This window comes from Sphingobacterium lactis (assembly GCF_011046555.1).
Lineage (GTDB): Bacteria > Bacteroidota > Bacteroidia > Sphingobacteriales > Sphingobacteriaceae > Sphingobacterium > Sphingobacterium lactis.
Genome location: NZ_CP049246.1, coordinates 1744890 through 1771371 on the forward strand (window position 1 = coordinate 1744890; position 26482 = coordinate 1771371).

At 45.9% G+C, this 26482-nt stretch carries 22 protein-coding genes and 1 tRNA gene; 12 read left to right on the forward strand and 11 right to left on the reverse strand.

Annotation, left to right across the window (positions count from 1 at the left end):
- Positions 1–57: 57 nt before the first annotated feature.
- On the reverse strand, positions 58–1074 hold the full coding sequence (murB, locus tag G6N79_RS07535) for a UDP-N-acetylmuramate dehydrogenase (protein WP_103907055.1): 1017 nt from the start codon (positions 1072–1074) through the stop codon (positions 58–60).
- A 111-nt stretch (positions 1075–1185) separates the two neighbouring features.
- On the opposite strand from murB, the gene G6N79_RS07540 reads away from it, so the two are divergent.
- Positions 1186–1797: a TetR/AcrR family transcriptional regulator gene (locus tag G6N79_RS07540; RefSeq protein WP_103907056.1), complete on the forward strand. Its 612-nt coding sequence runs from the start codon at positions 1186–1188 to the stop codon at positions 1795–1797.
- Here G6N79_RS07540 and G6N79_RS07545 read toward each other — a convergent pair.
- The gene (locus tag G6N79_RS07545; protein ID WP_103907057.1) at positions 1787–2761 is read right to left on the reverse strand and encodes a YpdA family putative bacillithiol disulfide reductase; all 975 of its coding nucleotides are present in this window, start codon (positions 2759–2761) and stop codon (positions 1787–1789) included. The genes G6N79_RS07540 and G6N79_RS07545 overlap by 11 nt on opposite strands.
- Positions 2754–4949, reverse strand: a complete 2196-nt coding sequence (locus G6N79_RS07550) for an FUSC family protein (RefSeq protein ID WP_103907058.1) — start codon at positions 4947–4949, stop codon at positions 2754–2756. The genes G6N79_RS07545 and G6N79_RS07550 overlap by 8 nt, the downstream gene beginning before the upstream one ends.
- 225 nt (positions 4950–5174) lie before the next feature.
- Here G6N79_RS07550 and G6N79_RS07555 point away from each other — a divergent pair, with 225 nt between their 5' ends.
- The 9 genes from G6N79_RS07555 to G6N79_RS07595 all read left to right on the forward strand — a co-directional run bounded on the left by G6N79_RS07555 (position 5175) and on the right by G6N79_RS07595 (position 14554).
- Positions 5175–7751, forward strand: coding sequence for a phosphoenolpyruvate carboxylase (locus tag G6N79_RS07555; protein ID WP_103907059.1), 2577 nt, complete (start codon positions 5175–5177; stop codon positions 7749–7751).
- Between the two features lie 88 nt (positions 7752–7839).
- Complete coding sequence (locus tag G6N79_RS07560) at positions 7840–8463, forward strand: hypothetical protein (RefSeq protein WP_103907060.1); 624 nt, start codon at positions 7840–7842, stop codon at positions 8461–8463.
- Positions 8464–8503: 40 nt separating this feature from the next.
- Positions 8504–9496, forward strand: a complete 993-nt coding sequence (locus G6N79_RS07565; protein ID WP_234993229.1) for a Gfo/Idh/MocA family oxidoreductase — start codon at positions 8504–8506, stop codon at positions 9494–9496.
- A gap of 78 nt (positions 9497–9574) precedes the next feature.
- Positions 9575–10462, forward strand: coding sequence for a Ppx/GppA phosphatase family protein (locus G6N79_RS07570; protein ID WP_103907062.1), 888 nt, complete (start codon positions 9575–9577; stop codon positions 10460–10462).
- A 49-nt stretch (positions 10463–10511) separates the two neighbouring features.
- Positions 10512–10595 (forward strand) — tRNA-Leu (locus G6N79_RS07575).
- A gap of 248 nt (positions 10596–10843) precedes the next feature.
- Positions 10844–11782 carry an NAD-dependent epimerase/dehydratase family protein gene (locus G6N79_RS07580; protein ID WP_234993230.1) on the forward strand — a complete coding sequence of 313 codons (939 nt, stop codon included), beginning with the start codon at positions 10844–10846 and terminating at the stop codon, positions 11780–11782.
- Positions 11783–11833: 51 nt separating this feature from the next.
- The gene (locus G6N79_RS07585) at positions 11834–12712 is read left to right on the forward strand and encodes a helix-turn-helix domain-containing protein (protein WP_234993231.1); all 879 of its coding nucleotides are present in this window, start codon (positions 11834–11836) and stop codon (positions 12710–12712) included.
- 114 nt (positions 12713–12826) lie between these two features.
- Complete coding sequence (locus G6N79_RS07590) at positions 12827–13516, forward strand: type 1 glutamine amidotransferase domain-containing protein (RefSeq protein ID WP_103907064.1); 690 nt, start codon at positions 12827–12829, stop codon at positions 13514–13516.
- Between the two features lie 57 nt (positions 13517–13573).
- Positions 13574–14554 carry an alpha/beta hydrolase gene (locus G6N79_RS07595; RefSeq protein WP_103907065.1) on the forward strand — a complete coding sequence of 327 codons (981 nt, stop codon included), beginning with the start codon at positions 13574–13576 and terminating at the stop codon, positions 14552–14554.
- Between the two features lie 71 nt (positions 14555–14625).
- Here the strand turns inward: G6N79_RS07595 and G6N79_RS07600 are convergent, their stop codons facing one another.
- Together G6N79_RS07600 and G6N79_RS07605 are read right to left on the reverse strand one after the other, a co-directional pair.
- Entirely contained in the window at positions 14626–15420 is a 795-nt protein-coding gene (locus tag G6N79_RS07600; RefSeq protein WP_103907066.1) for a (Fe-S)-binding protein, read from the reverse strand.
- Positions 15421–15433: 13 nt separating this feature from the next.
- A complete protein-coding gene (locus G6N79_RS07605; RefSeq protein ID WP_103907067.1) occupies positions 15434–16726 on the reverse strand; it encodes a (Fe-S)-binding protein in 1293 nt (430 codons plus the stop codon).
- A 313-nt stretch (positions 16727–17039) separates the two neighbouring features.
- Between G6N79_RS07605 and G6N79_RS07610 the strand changes: the two genes are divergently transcribed.
- Positions 17040–18728 (forward strand): GMC oxidoreductase, encoded by a 1689-nt coding sequence (locus G6N79_RS07610; RefSeq protein ID WP_103907141.1) that lies wholly within the window; start codon positions 17040–17042, stop codon positions 18726–18728.
- Between the two features lie 182 nt (positions 18729–18910).
- On the opposite strand, the gene G6N79_RS07615 is transcribed toward G6N79_RS07610, so the two are convergent.
- The 6 genes from G6N79_RS07615 to G6N79_RS07640 form a co-directional block, all read right to left on the reverse strand.
- The gene (locus G6N79_RS07615; RefSeq protein ID WP_103907068.1) at positions 18911–19465 is read right to left on the reverse strand and encodes an OmpH/Skp family outer membrane protein; all 555 of its coding nucleotides are present in this window, start codon (positions 19463–19465) and stop codon (positions 18911–18913) included.
- Positions 19466–19560: 95 nt separating this feature from the next.
- Positions 19561–20094, reverse strand: coding sequence for an OmpH/Skp family outer membrane protein (locus tag G6N79_RS07620; protein WP_103907142.1), 534 nt, complete (start codon positions 20092–20094; stop codon positions 19561–19563).
- A gap of 61 nt (positions 20095–20155) precedes the next feature.
- Entirely contained in the window at positions 20156–22726 is a 2571-nt protein-coding gene (gene bamA / locus G6N79_RS07625) for an outer membrane protein assembly factor BamA (protein WP_103907069.1), read from the reverse strand.
- A gap of 120 nt (positions 22727–22846) precedes the next feature.
- On the reverse strand, positions 22847–23584 hold the full coding sequence (locus G6N79_RS07630) for an isoprenyl transferase (RefSeq protein WP_103907070.1): 738 nt from the start codon (positions 23582–23584) through the stop codon (positions 22847–22849).
- A 287-nt stretch (positions 23585–23871) separates the two neighbouring features.
- On the reverse strand, positions 23872–24765 hold the full coding sequence (locus G6N79_RS07635; RefSeq protein ID WP_317046384.1) for an NAD kinase: 894 nt from the start codon (positions 24763–24765) through the stop codon (positions 23872–23874).
- 45 nt (positions 24766–24810) lie between these two features.
- The gene (locus G6N79_RS07640; RefSeq protein ID WP_103907071.1) at positions 24811–25473 is read right to left on the reverse strand and encodes a CBS domain-containing protein; all 663 of its coding nucleotides are present in this window, start codon (positions 25471–25473) and stop codon (positions 24811–24813) included.
- A 174-nt stretch (positions 25474–25647) separates the two neighbouring features.
- Between G6N79_RS07640 and glsA the strand changes: the two genes are divergently transcribed.
- A complete protein-coding gene (glsA, locus tag G6N79_RS07645) occupies positions 25648–26481 on the forward strand; it encodes a lyso-glycine lipid O-acyltransferase GlsA (RefSeq protein ID WP_103907072.1) in 834 nt (277 codons plus the stop codon).
- The last annotated feature ends 1 nt before the right edge of the window (position 26482 follow it).

Consider the following 26482-nt stretch of genomic DNA (forward strand, 5'->3'; position numbering starts at 1 on the left):
AGGGAATTATTGTTTTATAATAAAAAAATAAACGGTTGGCGAAAATGTGGAAAACTTTTAAAGGATGTTTACCTCGCGTTCCAAAAGTACCCCAAACATTGTACGCACATCGTCCACAATAGTAGACGATACTTCGTAAATAGCATTCCCTGAGGCATTTCCTTTGTTGGTGAGCACCAAAGCCTGATTTTTCCAGACGGCTACTTCACCCACAGCTTTACCTTTCCAACCACACTTTTCGATCAGCCAGCCGGCTGCTAATTTTTCACGCCCATCCGGAAGGGGATAATGTACGATTTCAGGGTGTTCAGCTGCGATTTTTTGGAATTCCGCTGCGCTGATGATGGGGTTCTTGAAGAAACTACCTGCGTTTCCGATGGTTGAGGGGTCGGGTAATTTTTCCACACGGATAAATGATACCACTTCGGCGACATCACGAATGGTCGGTTCCGTGATTCCACGCTTGGCCAACTCACCCTCAATCGCTCCGTAACTAGTGTTTACTTTTCCGAACAGGTCCAGTTTGTAAGTCACGCTACAGATGATGAACCTGCCCTTATATTCACGCTTGAAAATACTGTCCCGGTAGGAGAATTGACATTCGGTATTGTTGAAGGTTACGAACTCACCGGTTTGGGTATCAAATGCGCGACAAGAGTAGAAAATGTGCATCAGCTCCTGGCCATACGCACCAATATTTTGGATAGGGGATGCGCCGACTGTCCCTGGGATCAGGGCCATGTTTTCCAAGCCTGCGAAATCATGATCGATGCAGTACCATACCAGGTCGTTCCACACTTCACCTGCTTCAGCAGTCACGAAAACCTGATTGCCCTCAATGAAATGTTGGATGCCTTTACTGGCCATGTGCACAATGAGTCCCGGGTAATCCTTGGTAAACAGGACATTACTACCACCACCCAGAATAAAAAATTCGGAATCAAAGGCTTTGTCCTCGTAAAGGCTGGAAAGCATGCTTTCGTCTTCAACTTTTACGTACTTTTGGGCCGTCGCTTGGATTCCGAAAGAATTCAATGCGTTAAGTGGCTGTTGTTTAAGGATAATGCTTTTCATTTTTTTGACCGAATCTTTTAAAAGTTCGAAAAATTAAGTTATCTTAGGTAACCTACAAATTCGGGTGTAAATATAGTTAAAGCACAATTTATAAACTAATAATAATTGCTGATGGCAAAAAATGCAGATGCGAAGCGAATGAAAATCTTGGAAGCGGCGAAACGGAGGTTTGCCCATTTTGGACTAGCCAAAACCACAATGGCCGAGATTGCCCAAGATTTATCCTTTTCAAAAGCACTATTGTATTATTATTTTCCGGATAAGAACAGGTTGTATGCCTCTGTCTTTGAGATGGCCGTGGATGAGATTATCACGGAGACCACTGCGAAGATCGAGGATGCCAACGGTGTGTGCCAAGCGATGGATGCCTTCCTAAGCACCCGCCTGCAGATCATCAAAGATAACTACAGCATCTTTGAGTATGCGTATTCCCTACGCAGTGAATTGCCACCCGACGTGGAAGAAGTCCTACCGAAATTATTTGAAAAGGAAATCCAGCAGGTCAGTACCATCCTTCGCAAGGGAATCAAGCACGATGGCTTGGTCGTGGATGATGTGGAAGTAACCGCCAAGATTTTATTGATTTCGCTATTGGGTATGCGCTTGGGAATCCTTCAGGAAGTGAAGAGCTTATTCCTGCCGCCATCCAAGGAAGAGTTTGACTATATCCTGGGTTTACAGCAGAAACTTGCCAAAATATTTTTGAACGGTCTTAAGAGTTAACGCTCTTCAAGATGTGGCTGACGATCAGGTTTGCATGCACCCGGGAGTTCTCGATGAACCATAGGTGTGTGTTCAGACCACCACAAACCACGCCCGCCAGGTACAGGTTGGGGATATTGGTTTCCATGGTCTCGGGATTGTGATGCGGTATGCAAGGCGCTTGCAAAGGAATTTCAACACCAATTTTTTCCAGAAATTCAAAGTTCGGTCGATAGCCCGTTAATGCCAGCACGAAATCATTCTCAATGACCTTCTTGCCGCGGGGCGTATCGAATTCCACCTCCCTTTCCGTAATGTTGGTGATGTTCGCATTGTAGTATGCCTTGATCTCACCAAAAGCAATTCTATTCTCTATATCCGGACGTACCCAATATTTGACACGTGGGCTAACTTCCTTCCCGCGGATGATCAAGGTCACTTCAGCACCTTTCCGATAGGTCTCCAGGGCAGCATCGATGGACGAATTGCTGGCCCCCACCACCACCACCTTCTGTTTGGCATAATAATGCGGATCGTCATAATAGTGGCGTACTTTGGGCAGCCCCTCTCCAGGAACGCCTAAATACATGGGTATATCGTAGAATCCCGTTGCGATAATCACATGTTTAGCGCGATAAGAGGTTTTACTCGTTGTCACCAGAAATAGGCCGTCTACTTTATTGATGTCGATAACTTCTTCGAATAGATGGGTATTCAGGTCAAATTTGCGCTCCACCCGCCTGTAATATTCCAGGGCTTCAGCCCGTTTGGGTTTCGGGTTGGTTGTCACAAAAGGAGTGTCGCCAATTTCCAATCGCTCGGACGTGGAAAAGAAAGACATGTTGATCGGGTAATTGTATAAGGAGTTGGTAAGACATCCCTTCTCCAAGATTACGTGCGAAAGGTTGTTGCGCTTTGCTTCGATTCCACAGGCAATGCCTATCGGTCCACCACCTACGATCAATATATCAATACTGTTATCCATTTCTTATCTCTAATTTTTGCGCTTGGATGGCGGTTTCCTTTTCCATCACATCCAAGGTCGATTTGTATAAATCTGCGGATATTTTATTTAAGAATTGCAATTGTTCTGTAATTAAATCCGTTTCTACAGGATCCAGCGTGTCCGGAGTCAGTTCCGGAAAATCCGAAACAGGCTGGAAGGGGCTGCTGTTCTCCTTGGCCGGGATTTCCTCGATGGATTTGGCCAAATTGTTCAAGATCTTCTTCAGGATGATCAGGTGCTCCTTTGTGTAGTTACTGTTCTTCGCTTCCGTCAATTGGGTCAACAAAGTCGCGCCATAGGAAGAGAGGATGTGGTTCAGTATTACGAACCGGTTGGCTTCCTTGGTGCTCTTCTGCCGCCATTTGGGCTCCGAGAGCATCCGTTGGAACGTAGATCCCATATTGGCTGAGGCAATGTAGAGCTCCTTGCGCGACAGTTTATAGCTGGTGATGCTGATGTCTTCCCCGGATAGGATCCGGACCGCCTGCGCCAGGTAGTTGTAATTGGCAATCAGCAGTTGACGGATATTGTTCTTGATCTGAAAGCTCTCCCAATTCGGAAAGACGATATAACTGGAAATAAAGGCAATCATCCCCCCGAGGAAGGTGTCGAAGATCCTTTCCTTGGCGATGTCAAACGTGTTGTGCCCGGTAAAGCTCAACATGATCAATACATAGGGAGTCATGAACATGACGGCCATAATGTAATTCACGCGGAAGAGGCTATAGGCAATCAGGAAGAAAAAGATCAGGAAGATAAACCTGGCGATTTCGGAATGGACCGTCATCAGGATGATGGCCCCGATGATACCGCCGATGATCGTCCCGAGGAGCCGTTGGAAATTCCTTTCCTTGGTCAGCCCGAAGCCGGGCTTCAGGATCACCATAATCGTCAGGAGTACCCAGTAACTGCCCATGGTACCGATATTGAACCACTGCGCGTTCAGCACCAGGTACGTGATGGACATCACGACGGCCATCCGCAGGGCATGGCGAAATATCGTGGATTCCATGGAAAGGTTGTCCTTCAATTTCCGCAGGTCGATATGCTCGGTCTGGATAAATTTGTTGGCTTCCTCGATCTCCTGTTTCTTGATCGTATTGTTCGGCCGGATAACGCCGTAATTGTAAATGTTGTGAATAAAGGAACTGATGTGGCGGATGCTAATCAGGATCTTCTTCAAGGGAATGCTGTTGATGTTCTGCTCCCTTTCGATTTTCTCGATGGACAGCAGGATGGACTCGATATCTTCCTTGAAGTTGTACAACGGTTTCGGCGCCCGGTTCGCATTGAGCTGGTAGGCCAGGTGATCGAGTTCATTGGCGGTCTTGATCAGTAGGTGCTTGAAGTCCTTCAGGATACCCGTGTGCCCATATTCCTTCCGGATTAACTCATAGTCATAATGCGTGGTCATGGCCTGTTCGTACAGGTCTACGATATCATTAAAAGTTAAGGTAAGGAAACGACCTATTTTCGTTGTATCTTTAATCGATCGCTTGCTCTGGAACAGCAGGTCGCGAACGTTCTCCTGGTGTTCATGCACTTCGATCTGCTTATCGATGAGTTTGCGGTAATTATCGTCGATATTGATTCTAGTGTCGTAGAAATTTGCACGCAGGCGGATGAAATCCCCGACGTGGCGGACCGTTTCGGAAAGTTCCTGTTGGGCAAGACGGTAAGGTCTGGCCTGGGTGATCGAGAAACTGATCAGCATGTACCATAGTCCACCGGTCGTGAAATACAGGAGGAACATGAGTTCATCGTGAAAACTGTTCTGGTCGTCTACATAAATCAGCATGATCAGGATGCCCATGGAACCGACAGTGGCGGCCCGGGCATTGAAGACGGCAAACATGGAATAGACAAAACAAAGGAGGCCGATTACGATGGTCATCAGCCAGATATTGCCGTTCACCAATACGGTGATGAATTGAGTGATCAGGCAGATGATGAAACAGGCAATCATGCCCGTTCGACGATGGGCTGGTGCGCCAGGGGTATCGGAAAGGCCAACTAATAATGCGCCAAGGGAAATGTAAGTCCCTAACAGGATCTTGTCCAATGCCGCGCAAATGATGATCGGAACGATACAGCCAATGGTGATGCGAAGGCCATCAGCAAAGTATTGACTGTAGAAGAAGTTACTTAATTCCTTGGTTTTTTTCATGTGTGCAAACAAAGATACGCAAGCCTAGGTTAATTTAAATGGGGTAAACATCCAATATACAATAAAAAGATGTTAAGATATTATAGATTTGAAGTTATTAAAATATTAATAAAACCCAATTGTTAGTGTAAAAATTACAATTACTCAATGAATTTACTATTAAAATTATATATTTGTGCTGGAAAGACTTTCCAAATTACAAACTAACACACACTCCACAAGAATATGAGATTAAGTCAAAAAAAAGCTGTATTCCAGAATGAAGTCCTTACGCGCTTTGATTTGTACAAGAGTTTGTTCCTGACCCTGCCATTTCAGCGGGTAAAACATACCGGTACGATCCTCCCTTTCTTCACGAACCATTGTGAACAGGGCGTAGAGGCACACCATTCTCCGGAACAGATTATAGATAGTTTTTTTGGGCAATATGAGCAGTACGTAAAGGAGGACGATCGTTTGGATCTGTTGTTCCGAATCGTCCAGTATATCGAACGACAGGTGGTTCTGTTCGATGCTGTGGAAGACTCCGCATTTAAGAAAGTCGGGAAGAGTGATGAATCCGGTGGAATGGAGTCTATCTTTACGTTGGCACAGACCAACCCGCAATTGAAAAAGCAAGTGGTCAGCCGATTGAAAGATCTTTCCGTACGCTTGGTGCTGACGGCACATCCGACACAGTTCTATCCTGGGCCGGTACTCTCGATCATCAACGACTTAATCGATGACTTGAAAAAAGATGATATCCCAAATATCCATCTGCTCTTGCAGCAATTGGGGAAAACACCATTTATCAATAAACAGAAGCCTACTCCAGTGGATGAGGCAATCAGCTTGGCATGGTACCTGGAAAACGTATTCTATAGCGTTGCTTCCGGTATCCAAGCGAAGATAGAGAACGAATTAGAGGTCAGTCCTGATGACATCGATCATTTGATCGAACTAGGCTTCTGGCCGGGAGGAGACCGCGACGGAAACCCGAATGTGACATGGGAAAGCACGAAACGCGTGGCTACGCTCTTGCGCACCATCCTTTTCCGCTGCTATTACCGAGATTTCCGGATCGTAAAAAGACGCATTACCTTCCGTGGGGTAGAAAGCTACATGGAGGAATTGCAGGAGCTGTTCTATGAGAACAGTTTCAATCCCGTGGAAAAGCCGGTAGATGAAACTGAACGGATCCTACACAACCTGACCGAGATTATCCGGGTCCTTCGTGAAAATCATGATGGGCTGTTCGTGGAAATCGTTGAAGACCTCCGTCGGAAGGTACAGACCTTCGGCTGTTTCTTCACGACACTTGATATCCGCCAGGACAGCAGTGTACTGCGCGAAACCTTCAATTGGCTGCTGGAAAATTACCCGAAAGAAACGGGCATCAGCTTAAAGGATATCGGCGACTCGGAAGAAGAGAAGGAAAAACACATCGCCTTTACGGAAGCTGACCTCCAGGAACAGGACGATGCAGCACCATTGGTGCAGGATACACTGAAAGTGATCCGGTTGATCAAAGATATTCAGCAGTCCGGAAGCGAGCGTGCTGTGCAACGGTTCATTATCTCCAATTGCCAGCAGGCCTCCGATATTCTGGGGCTGATGCAACTCTTCCTGTGGTCGGGGTGGACCAAGAAAGGGCTGACGATGGATTTTGTGCCGTTGTTCGAGACCGTGGATGACCTGAAACATGCAGCCGATGTCATGCGCAGTCTATATAGCAATAAAACCTATGCTGCGCACCTGAAGAAACGTGGCAACAAGCAGACGATCATGTTGGGGTTCTCGGATAGCACCAAGGATGGTGGTTACCTGATGGCGAACTGGTCGATCTATAAAGCGAAGGTGGAGCTGACCGCGATATCCCGTGAATACGATGTGGATTTGGTTTTCTTCGACGGACGCGGTGGACCTCCGGCACGTGGTGGCGGTAAAACGCAGCGTTTCTATTCGTCCATGGGCAAAGAAATCGAGAACAACCATATCCAGTTGACCATTCAGGGCCAGACCATCAGTAGCCAATACGGTTCCTTGGATTCGGCGAAATACCAAATCGAGCAATTGCTCCATGCAGGTGTCATTTCGGACCTTCGCCAGCGCGAAGGGGATACCCTGACGGCGAAACAGAAGAACATTATCGATCAGATGGCAGCTGAGAGCCATGCGAAGTTCCTGGAACTCCGCCACCATAAACTGTTCCTGAAATACCTGGAAACATTGAGTCCGTTGAAAGAATTGGCTTCGATCAATATCTCCAGCCGCCCGGTGAAACGCAATTCCGATAAGGAACTCCGCCTGGAAGATCTACGGGCCATTAGTTTCGTGACTTCATGGAGCCAGCTGAAGCAGAATATCCCAGGCTTCTATGGGGTCGGAACAGCGCTGCAATGGGCTGAGGACAATAACCTCTGGTCCTATGTGAAAAACCTGTACGAGACGTCGGGCATGTTCAATACGGTGATCGACAATTGCATGATGTCCATGACGAAGTCCAATTTTGATATCACGGCCTACATGAAGGACGATAAGGAGTTCGGCGAATTCTGGACCATGTTGAAGGAAGAGTTCGATCGCACTAAGGAATACCTGTTGAAGTTGACCGGCATGAAGGAACTGATGGAGAATTACCCGGTGGAAAAAGCCTCCATCTGTGAGCGCGAGAAAATTATCCTACCGCTGTTGATCATCCAACATTATGCGATTCGATTGCTTGAGGATAAGCAAAAAGACGATAAAAAGGCGGAAACATACCGGAAGTTGATCGGCCGGACCATCTATGGTGTGGTGAATGCGGGACGAAATTTAGCTTAGATTGATTTTGAATTAAATAGAAATGGACAGAAGTAAGGATAAATAGGGATAATTTTATATTTTTGTGTGTTTTTAAAATAATAAAGCGATGAAATTAAATACATTATTAGTTGCTGCAGCTCTTGCAAGTACATCTTTATCTTCATGTGTGTTCAAAACAGCAGAGGAAAACCAGTTGAAATATACGCATACTACATTGGTTGATGGTGACGCGTATGCATTTTTCAGACAAGTGGGTTCCATCGCGCCTTACGAAGTATCATATGCTGATCATGTTGCTACGGTAGGAAATGCACAAGCTAAAGATGCATCAGCAAAAGTGGCTGCCTATTTCAATGAGATCCTTCCGAAAATGGATTCCCTAGCTACTAAATACCATGTAGACTTCCCAATTCGCGGAACAGAGGTTTTTGCAGCGAAAAATGAAGAGAATGTTGCTGTTGAGCCTACACAGGCACCTACTATCGTTCAGGACTCCACAGTTGCAGTAGACGAAGCGGAGCCGATCGTGATGCAGCATGCAGCTGTTTACTCGGATGAAGCATATATGCACCACATCCAGCATCAGGTAGCCTTGGTAAAAGAACAAATGCGCAGATTATCACGCAATACCAATAAAGACCTAAGAGATTTTGCTCAATCGCAAACAGAAGCTGTTGCTCAGTTGTTTACTGCTGTAGGTGGTAAAGAAGATGCCCATGCGCATCACTAAGCAAAGATAAATGTCAGAAAACAAAATAGTTACAGGAATAATGTCGTATGGAATGTCCGGAAGGGTATTCCATGCGCCGTTTATAGAGGTTAACCCTCACTTTGAATTAAGGGGGATCGTCGAACGATCGACCAAGCAGGCGCAGGGCCGCTATCCCCATATCATCAGCTACGACACCGTTCAGGAATTGCTGGATGACCCTGCCGTAGAGCTCATCATCGTAAATACTCCCAACGATACGCATGTGGAATATGCGTTGGCTGCCCTAAAGGCTGGCAAGCACGTGCTGATCGAGAAACCTTTCGCACCCACAGTAGGCGAGGCCCGCATGCTATTCCAAGTTGCAGAGGAAATGGGCAGATTGATCCTTCCTTTCCATAACCGCCGGTTCGATGCTGATTTCCTAGCCTTAAAGGAAGTAGTTCAGCAAAAGGAACTCGGCCGATTGATCGAGCTCCACTTGCGATTTGACCGTTATAAAGAGGAAATTGGACCAAAGGTTTTCAAAGAAACGAAAAGACCCGCAGCGGGTGTTATCTATGACCTGGGGTCGCACTTGCTGGATCAGGCAATTTCCCTGTTTGGCAGACCCAAAGCGATGACCAAGATCAGCGGAAAATACCGCCCTAATACGCAGGTAGATGATTATGGATGTATTGTCCTCAATTATAAGGACGGATTGAACGTATTCATCACGACGAGCTTGCTGGTCGCCAATCCACAAGCCAGTTTTGTGCTCCACGGTACGAAAGGAAGCTTCGTAAAGAACCGGACGGACGTACAGGAAGCCCAGCTCATCGATGGCATGATGCCGAACAACCCTGCCTTTGGTGTAGAACCTGATGCGTCGGAAGGCATTTTGACCAAACCGGATGAGGACGGTAGATTAACATCCCGATTTATCGCGCCAGTTCAGGGCGATTATATGCAGCTTTTCAATGAAGTGTATGCTGCCATTCGCGAGGGCAAACCCTACTTTGTGACCAAAGATCAGATCATTTGGCAATTGGAAGTCCTCGAACCGAACAAATAAACTACATTTTAATGTTAAGTTAACATTCAGTTTATATTGTATATTTAACATTGTTAAACTTTTCAAAAACCATACAACGTGAGATATGCTGCTATAGATATTGGCTCAAATGCTGTGAGGCTGCTGATTGCTGATATTATTGAAAGAGAAAACGAAATTACCTTTAATAAAAACACACTACTACGCGTACCATTGCGCTTAGGTGATGATGCCTTCATTCATAAACACATTTCCGAGGGGAAATTTGAGAGCATGGTGAAAACCATGTCTGCCTTCCGCAACCTAATGGATGTGTACAAGGTCAAGGACTACATGGCCTGTGCTACATCGGCGATGCGCGATGCGGACAATGGACCGGAGGTCGTGAAAGCCTGCAAGGAGGTTGGAATCGATATTGATATCATTGATGGAGCTGTTGAGGCCCAGATCATTTATAATGTGCATAGCCATACGGCTATGGATAAGAATAAGGTATACCTGTACATCGATGTCGGTGGGGGTAGTACGGAGATTTCCCTGTTTGCCAATGGCGAACTGGTCGCCTCGCGATCCTTTAATCTGGGAACCATCCGGATACTGGACAATCAGGACAGTCCGGAAACTTGGGACGACATGAAACGTTGGGTCAAGAACATTACCAAAGGCCATAAGAATATTTACGGTATCGGTAGTGGTGGTAACATCAACAAGCTTTCCCGCTTAGCCAATGAGAAGGCGGACAAGCCGATTTCCTATGCGAAATTGAAAGCGTTATATGTCTACCTGAATTCCTATTCCCTAAAGGATAGAATCAACGTGCTGGAACTCAAGCAGGACCGTGCCGATGTAATCATTCCGGCTTCTGAGATCTTCCTGACCATCATGAAGGTCGGGCATCTGAAGAATATTGTCGCTCCACGGATCGGACTTGCGGACGGTATTATCCAGACCCTGATCAATAAAAATTTGAAAGGTGAGAAAGCCTAAAAAAACGTTGCAGGATTCAAAATAAAGATTAATTTTGCGTTGTCAAAAAGCCCAGGTGGCGAAATTGGTAGACGCACCATCTTGAGGGGGTGGCGCCTGAATGGGCATGGCAGTTCGAATCTGCTCCTGGGCACAAAAAATTGTAAAGAGACCGATCAGGTCTCTTTTTTTTGCTTTTCCCCCTTTATTTTCCGTTTAATCCAACCTTATATCCTACTGCCTCTTTTCCCATAGGAGATTTGGTTACAAGCAACCCAGATTCGGTTAGTATGCGTCTTTAAAAGATCATGACCTTTGTCAAACCAGAAGATGCCAGCTTATGTTCAAGTTATGGAAGAAACCTTAAGCAAAGTGTTTTCTGGGAATTGAAATAATGAAAATATGATACAGACAATTTTAGGGGCAAATGGACAGATCGGAGAGGAGCTGGCCCGCGCATTACACAGCAATTATACCGATAAGATTAGGTTGGTCAGTAGAAAACCGAAGCGAATTCATGATACGGATGAACTCTTTGCAGCAGATTTAAATGATGCGAAAGCAGCTTCCGAGGCGGTGAACGGGTCGTCGATAGCTTACTTCACACTCGGCCTTCCCATGGATACCGACCTTTGGGAACAGCAATTTCTGAAGATTACCCGAAACGTCATCGAGGCGTGCAAGGAGCACGGAACCAAATTGGTGTTCTTTGATAATACATACATGTATCCTCAGGATGGCCGCGTGCTGACCGAGGAGACAATCTTTGCTCCGAATGGTCGGAAAGGTAAGGTGCGGCAGGAAATGGCGGAAATGGTGCTGAATGAAATCGCAGCCGGCACGTTGGATGCTGTCATCTGTCGCGCACCGGAATTCTATGGGCCGCAAAAGACCCAGAGTATTACCAATTCGCTATTGTTTGATAAGGTAATGGCCGGTGAGAAACTGCAGGTTCCCCTGCGGGACGACACCAAGAGAAGCTTGATCTGGACTCCGGATGCCAGTCGGGCCACCGCGCTGATCGGTAACACCCCAGAAGCCTATGGCCAGACGTGGCACCTGCCGATCGATGCCAGCAGACCCACTTACAAGAAGCTTATTCAAAAAATATCTGAGGCTTACCAAACGAATTTTTCCTATTCGGTTATTGGAAAGTTCAAGTTTTGGGTGGGATCACTCTTCAAGAAATCGGTGCGGGAATTGCAGGAGTTGTTACCCCGCTATGCGACGGACAATATCTTCTCCGATGATAAATTCAGGAAAGCATTCCCCGATTTTCAGACGACTTCCTTCGGCGAAGGAATAGAAATTATAAAACAGGAACAGGCAAAAGCGAAATAAAAATCTTAATTTACAGTTATGAATGCCCCGGAACGGATAACTTCAATTGCTATGCTCCACAAAGTATTGGGCATGGAAAGACCCGCGCATCCCCTGATCAGTGTATTTGATTTCAATTCGGTGAGGTTGAAGGAACAGACTATCCTTCGCTCCCTGATCACGGATTTCTACATCATTGCACTGAAGAAGGACTGTGCAGGGAATAAATTTCGCTATGGGCAGGATTATTATGATTTTGAACAGGGGATCATGTATTTCCTTGCGCCACAACAGGTCATGCATTTTACCGATATCCTCTTGAACGATGTGGAGGGCTTTGTGCTTGTGGTGCATCCTGATTTTCTGCATAGCTATGGGTTAGGCACCACCATCAGGGAATATGGTTATTTTTCCTATAGCAGCAATGAAGCACTGAATCTCTCTGAAAAGGAGGAAGGTGCGGTAATGGCCATTATCCATAATATTGAACGGGAAGTAGACGCGAATATGGACGCCTTTACACACGATCTTTTGGTGTCCAATCTGCAACTGCTCCTGACCTATAGTGATCGCTTCTATCATCGGCAGTTCCTCACCAGCCGAAAGGCGAATAGTGCACTATTGAACAAGTTGGAAAATATCCTGGATACAGCCTTTGGAACGGCCTCACTATTGGAATCCGGTGTCCCTTCCGTGCAATCTATTGCTGAGCAATTAAACCTCAGCCCCAATTACCTGAGCGATCTATTGCGGGTGCAGACCGGACAGACTACGCAGCAGCATATTCAAGATCGGCTGATTGCGAAAGCGAAGGAACTCCTTTCGACGACGACCCTTAGTATTTCCGAGATTGCCTACCAGTTAGGCTTCGAACATCCGCAGTCCTTTCATAGGCTTTTCAAGAACCGTACCTCCATTTCTCCGGTGAAATTTAGGGCTTCGTTCAATTAATCCATCAAAATTTTATTGCTTTCTGCGCCCTTAAGGTCACGAATTATAAGGAAAGATATTTTATCCTGCCAACATTAGCAGGCTAATATTGTTATATCATAAGAAGAAGAGAACATGGCAATCAATATTCTATTTATCGTAACTAATGTGGACAAGTATGCGAACAGTACATTGGCTACAGGTCTCTGGCTAAGCGAGCTTACCCACATCTATGACCAGGGTGTGCAAAACGGCTGGACAATGACAATTGCCAGCCCAAAAGGTGGCAATGTGCCACTTGATCCGGAGAGTTTGAAGCCATTAATCCTCGATAAGGTGTCGAAAAAATACATTGATGATCGAGTTTTTATGGATGCTTTGGAAAATTCCAGGGCAATTACTGATGTTATGGATACAACTTTTGATGCCGTCTACCTGGCTGGCGGACATGCCACCATGTATGATTTCCCCGACGATGAAAACCTACAGGAAATCGTCCGGAATCATTATGAATCTGGACGCAAAGTCGGCGCTATCTGTCATGGCGTAGGAGGATTGCTGAATGTGCGGCTTAGCAACGGGGAATACCTGATTGCTGGTCGTGAAATTACCGGGTTTGATTGGTTTGAAGAAACTTTAGCGCGACGCAAGAAATATGTTCCCTTTAACTTGGAGGAAGCGATCAAGGACCGTGGTGCTCACCTGAAAAAAGCGTTGATCCCCATGACCTCCAATGTTGTGGTGGACGGGAATCTCATCACCGGGCAAAATCCATTCAGTTCTACAGCAATGGCCGAGGTTATGGCGAGCGAATTAAAAAAATAAAGAAAGCATGCAATAGGCCATGATGGCCATATTATATCATTATCAAAAGAATATATTATGACAAAAATTATTTCAGCAGATCAAGATCCGAAGATTTTCAAAGACATCAGATCCTTTTTAAAGGAATTAAATAGTGAAGGTGGTAAACCGATGGAAGAGATGGAGCCCGATGAAGCACGCAAAGTGCTGGAAGGAGCGCAATCTTCCGTCGAGGTTGATGTGTCCGGGATTACGGAATCGGAGCGTGACATTCAGCAGGATGGTCTGGATGTGCATATCCATATTGTAAAGCCTGCAGAAGCGAAAGAAGACCGCCTTCCGGTATTTATCTTCATCCATGGTGGAGGATGGGTTCTGGGGGATTATCCGACGCATAAACGCTTGGTTCGTGACTTGGTCGTTCAATCGGGTGCCGCTGCGGTTTTCGTTGATTACACGCCATCACCGGAAGCACGCTATCCCGTTGCGATTAACGAGATCTATGCCGCTACCAAGTGGGTAGCTGAACATGGTGACGAAATAGGAGTGGATGGCTCCAATTTAGCCATTGCTGGAAACAGTGTGGGCGGAAATATGACGGCAGTGACCTGTTTGATGGCGAAAGATAAAGGCGGACCAAAGATTAAGTTCCAATTGCTGTTGTGGCCGGTTACTGATGCAGATTTCAGCCGCGATTCCTGGAAGAATTATGCAGAAGGCCGCTTCCTGACAGCCAATATGATGAAATGGATGTGGGATCACTACCTTCCTGACACCGAAAAACGGAAAGAATATTATGCTTCACCCTTCCAGGCATCGCTGGAGCAATTGAAGGACCTACCACCAGCCTTGGTGCAATTGGCAGAGAACGACATCCTTTACGATGAAGGTTTGGCCTACGCGCGTAAATTGGACGAGGCCGGTGTACCTACGACAATACAGACCTACAATGGTTTTATCCATGATTATGGTTTATTGAATCCCTTGGAGCATATCAAAGCGGTGCAGCAGTCTACTAAGCAGGCCGCAGCAGCATTGAAGGATGCGCTGTTTTCCTAAGCAAGCCGTTTTATCTATAAAAAAAAGGTCGGAAACTATCAGTTCCGACCTTTTTTATGTTATGGCGTTCATTACAGTTTATTTGCCTTGACCGTAATCTCCGCAATATCCAGAACCTGGATTTCCTGTTCTTTTTCCTTTACCTTGACCCCGTCCCGAAGCATAGTCATGCAGAATGGGCAGGCCGCCGCTACGACAGAAGCTTTACTTTCGATAACATCTTCAATACGCTCCACGTTGACATCTTTATTTCCTTTTTCCGGCTCCTTGAACATCTGTGCACCGCCTGCACCACAGCATAATCCATTGGCTTTGCAACGTTTCAGCTCAACAAGGTCCGCATCCAATACTTCCAATGCTTTCCGTGGTGCCTCGTAAACCTCATTGGCGCGACCCAGATAACACGGGTCATGGTACGTAATCTTTTTCCCCTTGAATTCATGTCCGTCCTGTGGCTTCAATTTACCCTCATCGATCAAGGATTGGATCAATTGAGAATGGTGGATGACCTCGTAGTTTCCGCCAAGGCTTGGGTATTCATTTTTCAAGGTATTAAAACAGTGCGGACAGGCCGTTACGATCTTTTTGATTTCGTAGCCATCCAACACCTGAATGTTCATCATCGCCTGCATCTGAAAGAGAAACTCGTTTCCGGCACGCTTTGCAGGATCTCCGGTACAGCTTTCTTCCGCACCTAGGATGGCGTATTTGATGCCTACATGATGAAGGATCTTGCAGATATCTCGCGTGATGCGTTGCGCACGTTCATCAAAACTGCCGGCACAGCCCACCCAGAACAATAGGTCCGGGCTTTCGCCTTTGGCAAGGAGTTCCGCAACGGTAGGTATATGAAATTGATTTTCCATCTTGCTTTCTTTTTTATTGATTGGTCCAATTGGCACGGTCCGCCTGGGAATATTTCCAAGGGGCACCATTATTTTCCAGATTAGAGAACATGTTGTTAATGCTTGAAGGCGCCTGTGACTCTTCCATTACGGCGTACTGTCTCAGGCCAATGATAATTTCCAAAGGATTGATGTTGACCGGACATTGCTCAACGCATGCGTTACAGCTCGTACAGGCCCAGATTTCTTCCCGGGTGACATACGTGTCCAAAAGCCCCTTTCCGTCGTCCGTAAAGCTTCCATTGGCGTCGATGTTCTTGCCGACTTCCTCAACCCGGTCACGGGTATCCATCATGATCTTCCGTGGTGACAGCAGTTTACCTGTCATGTTCGCCGGGCATGCCGATGTACATCGGCCACATTCCGTACAGGTATAGGCATCCAGGAGATTCTTCCAGGTCAAGTCTTGAACATCCTTGACTCCAAAGCGACTCGGTTCGCCGGTTGGAGGAGGGAGGCTTGGATCCAGCATGACCTGCACCTCGGCCGTAACGGCTGGCATATTCTCGAATTCGCCCTTCGGCTTCAGGTTACTGAAGTAGGTGTTTGGGAAGGCCAAGATGATATGTAGATGCTTGGAGATCGGTAGGTAATTCAGGAACGCTAATACGCCGATGATATGGAACCACCAACAGAATCGCTCGATCAAGATCAGACTGGATACGGAATCCGGAAGGATCGGCACCAAGAAACTGCTGATTGGGAAAGCGCCAGCCACATGGTAATGCTCGGCACCCAAGGTCTGCAATTTATAATCCGCAGCATTCATAAACAGAAAGGCTGCCATCAAAAGAATTTCTGCGGTCAGGATCAGGTTAGCATCGGTCTTAGGCCAATTGTTCAGCTCTGATTGGTTCAAGCGCTTCACCTTCAGGACATTCCTGCGGATCATGAAAACCACACAGCCTGCCAACACCAGGAAAGCTAGGATTTCAAACGCATAGATCAGGAAGTTATAGAACCCACCCAAAACGGAAAGAACGCGATGTGTGCCAAATAGGCCATCGATCACGATCTCGAGCATCTCAATATTAATGATACAGAACCCTACATAGACAAAAAGGTGCAGTAGGGCAGGGATAGGACGCTTGAACATCTTCTGTTGCCCAAAGGCGACCAATAGCATGGTCTTCAAGCGCTCCCCAGGTCTGTCCGATCGATCCAATGCCTTTCCCAGTCGGATATTCCGGTAGATCTTGCTGGCATTCTTATAGAACAAGACCACAGCAGCGACAAAGAGAATCCCAAATATGAGTTGACTTATCATAGTTTAAATCTTAGGTTAACAAATATAAAAAATCAGCTTATACTATGCATGCATATTAAATTATTTAGACAGATTAAAAATAATTGGCGCTGCTTAATAAACATGCTGTAAAATGTCTGGACTGAAATGTAGTTTTCTGGCCGATTCAATCAAGGTAGGTATAAAAAATGATACAACAAAGCAGGGTGGAATGCAGCTTCATTTTGTAAATTGCAGCTGCAATCCCATCTGCTGTATAACCTAAACGTACGACTTGGCACAACGTTGCTGTCTGCTAACGGCTGATGATGAGGAAAGCAATAATACTATGGATATGGCAATTACAGAAGGGCATTATGACGTCATCGTCATCGGATCCGGTATTTCCGGAGGATGGGCCGCAAAGGAATTCTGCGAAAAGGGGTTGAAGACCCTTGTACTGGAGCGTGGATTCGATGTGCAGCATGTTAAGGATTACCCGACGGCGTACAAGGATCCTTGGGAGTTTCCGCATCGCAATCGGGTGCCGTTGCAAGTGAGAAAGGAGAACCCCATAGTTTCGCGGTGTTATGCATTTAATGAGGATGCTCAGCATTTCTTTACCCTGGACGCTGAACAGGAATACATCCAGGAGAAGCCATTCGATTGGATCCGCGGTTACCATGTTGGCGGGAAGTCGCTCTTATGGGCGCGGCAGGTGCAACGTTGGAGCGATCATGATTTCGAGGGTCCTGCGAGGGATGGCTTTGCCGTGGATTGGCCCATCCGGTATGCGGATATTGCTCCCTGGTACAGCTATGTCGAGCGGTTCATCGGAGTTTCAGGCAACCGGGATGGCAACGCAGCTATGCCCGATGGCGAATTCCTGCCGGCATTTGAATTGAATGCCGTGGAGCGCATGGTGCAGGAGCGATTGCCCAAGGGCTATCCGGATCGGCAGGTGATTGCCGGCCGATGTGCCCATATAACCGAACCGAAGGAAATACACATCCAACAGGGGCGCACGCGCTGCCAGAACAGAACCTTGTGCCAACGCGGATGCCCTTTTGGGGGATATTTCAGCTCCAATGCTTCTACTTTACCCTGGGCAGCAAAAACAGGCAACCTGACCATACGACCTAACTCCATCGTTGAATCCATTATCTTTGATAAAGATCGGGGAATTGCGACTGGAGTACGTATCATCGATGCGGAGACCGGTCAAGATTATGTGTTCAACAGCAGGTTGGTCTTCGTCAATGCTTCTGCCATGGCGAGTACCCAAATCCTGTTGAATTCCACCTCGGACCGCTTTCCAAATGGCTTGGGCAACGATTCTGGATTATTGGGGAAATATGTGGCCTTCCATAATTACCTGGGATCTATTTCCGCAACCATGGAAGGTTTTGATGACCAATATTACTACGGCCGCCGACCTACACAGCCCATCATTCCTAATTTTAGGAACGTCAGGAAGCAGGAGACGGATTTCTTGCGTGGGTATGCATCCTTTTTCAGTGCCTACCGCGGACAGGCAGCACCTACTGGTGACTCATTAGGTGCCTCTTATAAAGATAGCCTATCGGAAGTTGGCGGATGGGGGATAGGCATGATGATGCAGGGGGAGACCATACCCAAAGCAGAGAACCATATCCGCCTGAGCAAGGACAAACGGGATAAATACGGCATGCCGCAACTTATCTTCCATGTCGACTACGATGACAACGATAGGAAGAGCATGGCGGACTTTCTCGAGCAGGGGGCAGAAATGCTGGAATACATAGGCGCCAAGAACATCAGTACCCACGACAGCAAGCAAAACCCTGGGCTCGACATTCACGAGATGGGCGGAGCTCGGATGGGGCATGATCCCAAGAGCTCCTTGTTGAACAGTTGGAACCAATTGCACCATTGCAAGAATGTCTTCGTAACAGACGGTGCCTGCATGACCTCCACCGGGACCCAGAACCCCTCGCTAACCTACATGGCCCTGACCGCGAGAGCAGCGGACTATGCCATCAATCAGTACCTGAAAAAGCTGTAAGCTTAAAATATATTCGAAAAAACCCTATACTAAAGTTAATACGGAGATTACAGTTAGTGAAAAAATACAAACAAAAAAAAAGACCTTCAAGGCTTTCGCCCTAGGTCTAAATACTTAATTCTAATTACTAACTACTAAAAAATTAAAAAGGGAAATCTCTCGATTTCCCTTTTTAATTTTTTTTATTTTTTGGCTGCTGGTGCTGCACTTACACCTAGCTTCGCTTTGATATCAGCTGTTAGGTCATCACCTCCTTGGAAGTAAGGAACACTGCCGCTAGAGATATCCAAAACGTAAGCATATCCTTTTTCTTTTGCTACAGTGTTGATCGCAGTCATCACTTTTTGCTCGATAGGCGCGTAAAGTTCTTGTTGTTTCTTACCGATTTCTTCTTGCGCTGCTTGCTGAACACCTTGGATACGTGTTTCCATTTCACGCATGGTGTTACCAATGGTTTGAAGTTCTGCGTCTACCGCTGCTTTGTTTGCTTCGCTACGGTTTCTGATCTTCTCATTAGCTGTATTCTGTTGTTCTTGGTATTTACCAATCATGTCCTGAATTTCCTTTTGCTTTGTTTCGCTCAAGGTTTTCATTTGTGCTTCTGCAGCTTTGAATTCATTTGTAGACTGAACAATTTCTGCTGTATTGATATGACCGATTTTCTGTTGTGCGTTGACAGCGTTACTTGCCAATAAAATTCCTGATGCTAATACTACACTTTTCAATAAATTTTTCATGCTTTTTTTGTTAGTCTTATATTTTAAGATATAAGTTGATGCTCTTTTTTTATGTGTTTCTAATTAATTTAATTGCGCAATTATAATAAAAAATATTAGTTAGCTAAAGAAGGATTAGGTCTTAATCCTAATTTAGTAATCACTTCGTTACTTTTATCCAAGCTAGGGTTCGCATAAAGGAAGGAGTTTTCGCTTCTTTTATCCATGATAAAGTCAAACTGACCTGCTGCAGCCACATCTTGAATCGCTTTTGTTACGCGTGCTTGGATCGGTTTCATCAAGTTCTCACGGTTCTTGAACAGCTCACCATCCATACCGAATTTCGAGCGTTGGAATTCCTTCACCGATTTTTCCTTGTTCACGATCTCATCCTCACGGCGTCTGCGCATATCCGCGTTCAGGTTTGCCTGATCGCGTTGGTAGGCTTGGTACATCTTTTCGATTTCCTCATATTGCCTATCCACCTCTGCCTGCCATTGTTTGGATTGGTTATCCAATGTTTTCTGTGCATTGGTAAATTCTGGGATGTGTTTCATGACATATTCAGAATCCACATACGCTAGTTTCTGTGCAAATGATGCCGTACCTAACATGGTTAACATCACGATTAATATTACTACTCTTTTCATCGACATATTATTTATTTGAAATGCTATGTTTAAGACAATTGAAATATTAAAAAGTTTAATCCTAGAATCCGCCCATATTCTGGATGATACTGAATGTGAAGTTCTGTCTCCAGCGATCGGTCTGTAAACCAGGGATCGGATCCAGGGCATGACCGTAGTCAATTCCCAACATACCGAAGATCGGAAGGAAGATACGAGCACCCACACCTACAGAACGTCTCATCTTGAATGGGTTCACCTCGTCGAATCTGTTCCAGGTGTTACCTGCCTCCGCAAATGCCAGCGCAAATACGGTTGCTTGATCGTTCAACATGATCGGGTGGCGTAATTCCAATTGATATTTCGCATAGATCGGGCTACCGGATTGAATCGCGATGTTCTGCTGATTGCTACCTGTGGATGCCGGGATAATGGCACCGTTCGCATATCCACGCATCGCAATGATCTCAGAACCCTGTAAGAAGTCGAATCCTTGCATACCATCACCCCCTAATTTGAAACGCTCGAATGGAGAAACCGGAGTTTCATTGCCATAACGTCCCAAGTAACCAAACTGTGCCTGCGCTTTTAATACGAGTTTTCCAGCGATTTTAGTATACCATTGGGAATCAAATTTCCATTTGTGGTATTCGGTGAACTTGAATTTTTCCGCATCGGTCGCTGTTGCATAGTTGATGTTGTTCATCAAGGAATATGGAGGAGTCAACTGCACCGAGAACTTCAAGTGTGAACCTGAGGTCGGGTAGATCGGTGCGTCGATGGTATTTCTGCTGATTTCCTGCGTAAAGTTGATGTTGTATGCCGTACCATCCGAGAATACGAAGATCCCGTGGTAGTTATCCAATAGATAACGTTGGTAGGATAGGGAACTGTTGATCTGGAAGTAGTTGTCCGGCCATTGTAGACGCTTACCCAATGTTGCTGTCACCCCGTGCATCTGGATTTTAGGAATACCTTCATAATCCTCGTAACGGCCAGTCATATAGTTATAACGTTGCAACTGGGAATTCGAGATGTAGGCACTCAAACCAAAGTAGATCGGTTTCTTTCCGCCCAACCAAGGTTCGGAAAAAGAGAAACTGTAGGATTGATAGCGTTTTCCGGAAGTCTGTCCACGGATACTTAATTTCTGCCCGTCTCCACGTGGAAGAGGTCTCCAGGAGTCTTTCTTGAAGAAATTGCTGGTGGAGAAGTTGTTGAACGTCAGACCTAACGTACCGATAACCTGACCGGCACCATAACCACCGGAAAGTTCAACCTGGTCGGATGGCTTCTCGGCAACCTTGAATTCGATATCTGTTGTACCTTCTTCGTAGTTGAGGTTGATCGGCATTGGAGCCACCTTCTGTTCGTCGAACATCCCCAATTGGGAGATCTCACGCACCGAGCGTACCAAGAGTTCACGTGAATATTTCTGCCCTGGTTTGGTATAGATGGAACGTAGGACCACGCGGTCGTTCGTCACGTCATTACCTTTCAGGATAACGTTGTTGATCGTATATTGCTTACCCTCGAACATTTGGATGTCCAGATCAATGGTATCTTGATTGATACGTTTGATTACGGGTTGCACACTGAATGTCAAGTAACCATCGTTCTGGTAGATGGCTGCGATGTCATCGGAGTTACGGGTAGGACCCATCAGTTTAGAGGTCAATTTCTCCTCGCTGTACACATCGCCACACTTGATACCCAATAGGATATTCAGCACGGAGTCCTTGAATTTGGAGTTTCCGGACCAGCTGATATCACCTACATAATAGCGAGGACCTTCATAAACCTCCATATCGATGGCAATTTCGTTGTTGTCATGGCGGTAAATGGAATCGCGGATAATCTGCGCATCGCGGTACCCTTTATCCTGCATCTTAGCCACCAAATTGATCTTCGCCTCTTCGTATTTATCGTCCTTGAATTTTCCAGGTCCGAATACACGGTACCACGTTCTAGGTTTTACACCTTTTAGGAATTTTCGCAGTTGTTTGTCGCTGAAATTCTCGTTTCCTTCGAAATTCACGCTGTTCACGCGGATTTTCTTGTTTCTTTCCACATCCACAACCACGATTTCGTTGTTGTTCTGTCCGGAATCCTTCTTGGTTGTGATTTTGATATCCGGGTACATGTATGATTTTTCACGAAGGAATTTCTCGATGGTGGAGCGCGTTGTCATTAACATATTGTCGTTAACAATCTTACCGGAGTTGGTATTTAAGCGCTTGCGGACCTCCTCGGTCTGGCTCTTGGAAAGGCCGTTGATATCCACGCGGGTCAAACGCGGTCTTTCCACTACGCGGATCTCTAAGAAGATGGTCTCATCTTGGATTTTTGTTGCATATAATTGAACATCCTCAAAGAGGTTCTGGTTCATCAGGTCCTTGATCACGTTTGCGGTCTGCTCACTCGGTACCTCAATGTATTGTCCTACGGATAACTTGGAAATGGTAATCAAAACATCCGTATCAAGATACTGTGCCCCCTGCACCGTTACACCGCCGATCAAGTAGTTCTTTGGATCCAGGTAACTGATGTCGTCAGGGTTGTTCAAGTTCAACGGCCTGTTACCGATTTGAGCTTGAGCGAAATTGCATATGAATAAGGTGATTAAAATAGAAAGATTAATTATACGCTTCATCTACTTTTTATTATGTCTGCTAAAGTACAGCAAAGTCTTGTTAATTTTTGTTAAAAGAAATATTACGATATTCTGACATTAACTGCGGTTAATGGAAAATCCTGCAAAAATAGTGAAATCTTATAACTGTTCACTAGTTTTTCCAAATCTTCTTTCTCTATTCTGAAAGGATTCAATGCATTCAAATAGATTCTCGCGGGTAAATTCAGGCCACATGATCGGCAGGAAGAACAGCTCGGAATACGCAATCTGCCAGAGCATGTAATTGCTGATGCGTTCTTCACCTGATGTACGGATCAGGATTTCCGGATCGGGCATGTTGTATGTATAGAGGTTTTTACTGAAAAGTTCTTCATTGATTTCCTCCAGTCCGATTTCGCCATTCTTGTATTTTTCGGCGATATGGCGTGTTGCCTGAAGGATTTCCTCGCGTGAGCCGTAGCTTAAGGCCAGGGTCAGCGTACAACCGGTGTTGTCCTTGGTCTGATCGATCGTGCTCTGCAAGGTCACTTGGCAGTGATCCGGCAGGTCCGCTTTGCGACCGATGCTGTTCACGCGGATGTTATTGGCCTGAAAGGTTGGTAGCTCCTGGTTTAAGGAGTTGACCAGCAATTCCATCAAAGCATCGACCTCCGCCTGTGGTCTGCTCCAGTTCTCCGTCGAGAAAGCATATAACGTCAGGTAGGAAAGGCCAATTTCCACAGCGCCCTCCAGGGCTTCACGAACTGCGGAAACACCATTCTTGTGGCCAAAAACGCGAAGTTCACCTTTTTCTTTCGCCCAGCGGCCATTGCCATCCATAATGATGGCGACATGCTTGGGAAGGTTCTTCTTATCTATTTTATCTTTGATACTCATGTTATCATGCTGTTAATTAGCGGTAGGAGCGAGGATTAAGTTCCTTTCATTGGATAGTTTAGCGGGCTCCCCCTGTAGGCAATTGTCGCAACGGTAACTTGACACAGCCCATTTATCCGACACGTTCTCACCATATACCAGGGTAAGGATCGCGCGGTTGGGATGCAATATGCCGTTCAAGTCACTATTCGGTTTCAATATTATAAAATATAGAATTTCGGTAAAGATACAGGTTTTGGAGAAATCCTTATGAATTAAATAATGTTAAAGGTAGGGTTATCGGAAAATTAATAGTTCCGTACATCGATGCCCCAGAGGAGTTTCTCCCGGAGAATGCCAAAATACTGGTCATTCGGCAGGCGGATCAGGTTGATGCTGAATGGTGCCTTGCTGATTGTCAGGGTCGTCTTGGTGGACAGGGTCTGGCTCTTGGAGTCACAGCTCAGGATGTATTTCTCTGTTCTGCTTTCGATCTCCAGATGCAGCTGCATGTTCTCATTGACCACGATGGGGCGTACATTGAGGTTGTGCGGGGAAATGGGGGTGATCACGAAGTTGCCACTGCCGGGCATGATAATGGGGCCACCACAGCTCAATGAATAGGCCGTGGAACCGGTCGGTGTAGCAATGATCAACCCGTCCGCCCAATAGGAGTTCAGGAGTTCGTTGTCCAGTACCGCATTCACGGTGATCATCGCCGAGGTATCCGATCGGAATACGGTGATGTCATTCAGGGCAAAGTCCTCACCACGCACAAAGGAGCCGTCGGAGCTCTCCACCTGCAGCAGTGCGCGTTTCTGGATCTGGTAATTGTTGGCGAGGATCTGGTCGAGTGCCTCTTCGATATGGTTCTTGGAGATATTCGCCAGGAAGCCTAAGCGCCCGAAGTTAATTCCGGCCAAGGGAATGCCCGAGTCGCGGATCAGGGTGGCTGCCGACAGCATGGTGCCATCACCTCCCAGGCTCAGCATAAAGGCAATGTCCTGTGGCAGGTCCTTATGGGACTTGAACTTTTTAAACGTGAAATCCAATTTGCACAGCCGCTTCAGGAAGTTGTGGAAGTCGTGATGGATATACACGCGCACATTCCGTTCCCGCAGGTAGGTGAACAGCTCAATTACATAGCCGATAACGGACTGGTTGAATTCCCTACCGTAGACTGCAATGGCAATATCTTTCATGTTTTATTTTAATGCTTTTTCGCAAAGATGATAAAATCTGCTTAATTATATGTTCAGATAATTCATTAAAAGATTGTAGCGATCCTGGATGTCATCCTGGTCGGAGCCATCATTGAACGTTGCTTTCACGACATAATCATGTCGCCACAGCGATGCCAGCACCGAAGAGATGTTGTTCTTGTTCACCTTGATGGTCAGTTCCACTTTCGTGGAGTTCTCGATCATCCGGACGCCCGTGCTGAGGATCTTCGTGTTTTCAGATTCGATGATATGGGCCACATGTGTCAGGCTGTTGTCGCGATCCTCCATTTCCAAAACAATGATCGCACCCTTGTCCTGGTTGGATAGGGTCTGATTCAAGGCGCGCAACAAATCCTTCTGGGTCAATACGCCCACATACTCCTTCTGTTTATTGATGATGGGCAGTAGATCGAACTGATAGGTTTCCAGGAACTGCAGCGCGTCGTAGATGTGTTGGTAATCGAACAGGTAGATGAAGGGAAATGTAAACTTAAGGTCCTGGATCAACAGTCCCTCATCCTCGGCGGAAAGCAGGTCCTCCTCGGTGATCAGACCAAGGTATTCCTTGCCCTTGACGACCGGAAGTTGGTGGACGTGCAGCTCATTGACTTTGTCCAGGGCAAACGCCACTGTGTCTGTGGGCCGAACTTCGCTATAGCGCGTGGATAAGTTTTCTCCGATGTACATACTGCCTTTTATTTATTAAACCCCAATAAACACAAAACGTTTAATGCCGAGTTAAATATGCGTTCCTTGCTAAGGTAACGAAAATATTAATTTGACATAAATAAAAAGATGTTTTACTGTTGTTAAAACAAATTATGTAATTTTACACAACTTTTATAAAAAGTGTTTTAATATATGGACTTACTAGAGAAAGCGAAGTTTATTGAAATCAGGGAAGTCATACGTAAGAAAAGTCCAACATTAGCCAAATGGATCCCTTCACCATTGTTAAGTTATTTAGAGCGCACTATCCACGAAGATGAGATCAACTACATCATGAGGACCTATTATGATAAGATGGGTTTGGATTTTGTGGACTCCTTATTGCAAGAGTTGGGTGTGAATGTCCATTTGGAAGGGGCGGAGAACATTCCCTTGGATGAAAGTGTGATCTTTGCTTCCAACCACCCGTTGGGCGGTCTGGATGGTGTTGCGTTCATGCATGCCATCGGAAAGTACAGGAAGGATGTCAAATTCCTGGTGAACGATATCCTGATGAATATCCGAAACCTGGAACCGTTGTTCATCCCGGTGAATAAGGTCGGTAGTCAGAGTAAGTCGGGGATCGCGGCCATCGAGAATGCCTACGCATCCGATCAGGCATTGCTGGTTTTTCCGGCCGGATTGGTATCCCGCAAGATAAACGGCAAGATTGTTGACCTGGAATGGAAGAAAAGCTTCATCAGCAAGGCCAAAAAATATAAAAAGAATATCGTTCCTGTGTACATTGAAGGAAGAAACTCCAACTTCTTTTACAATCTGGCACGCTTTAGGAATAAAATAGGTTTTAAAGCAAACGTTGAAATGTTATATTTACCTGATGAGATGTTCTCCCAGCGCGGGAAGGATATCACCATCAGGATTGGGAAGAAGATTCCCTACACCCATTTTGATGTGAGCAAGAACGAGCGTCAGTGGGCTGAGGAAGTAAAAAAAATAGTATATGCCATGGCAGATGGTAAAAATTAGT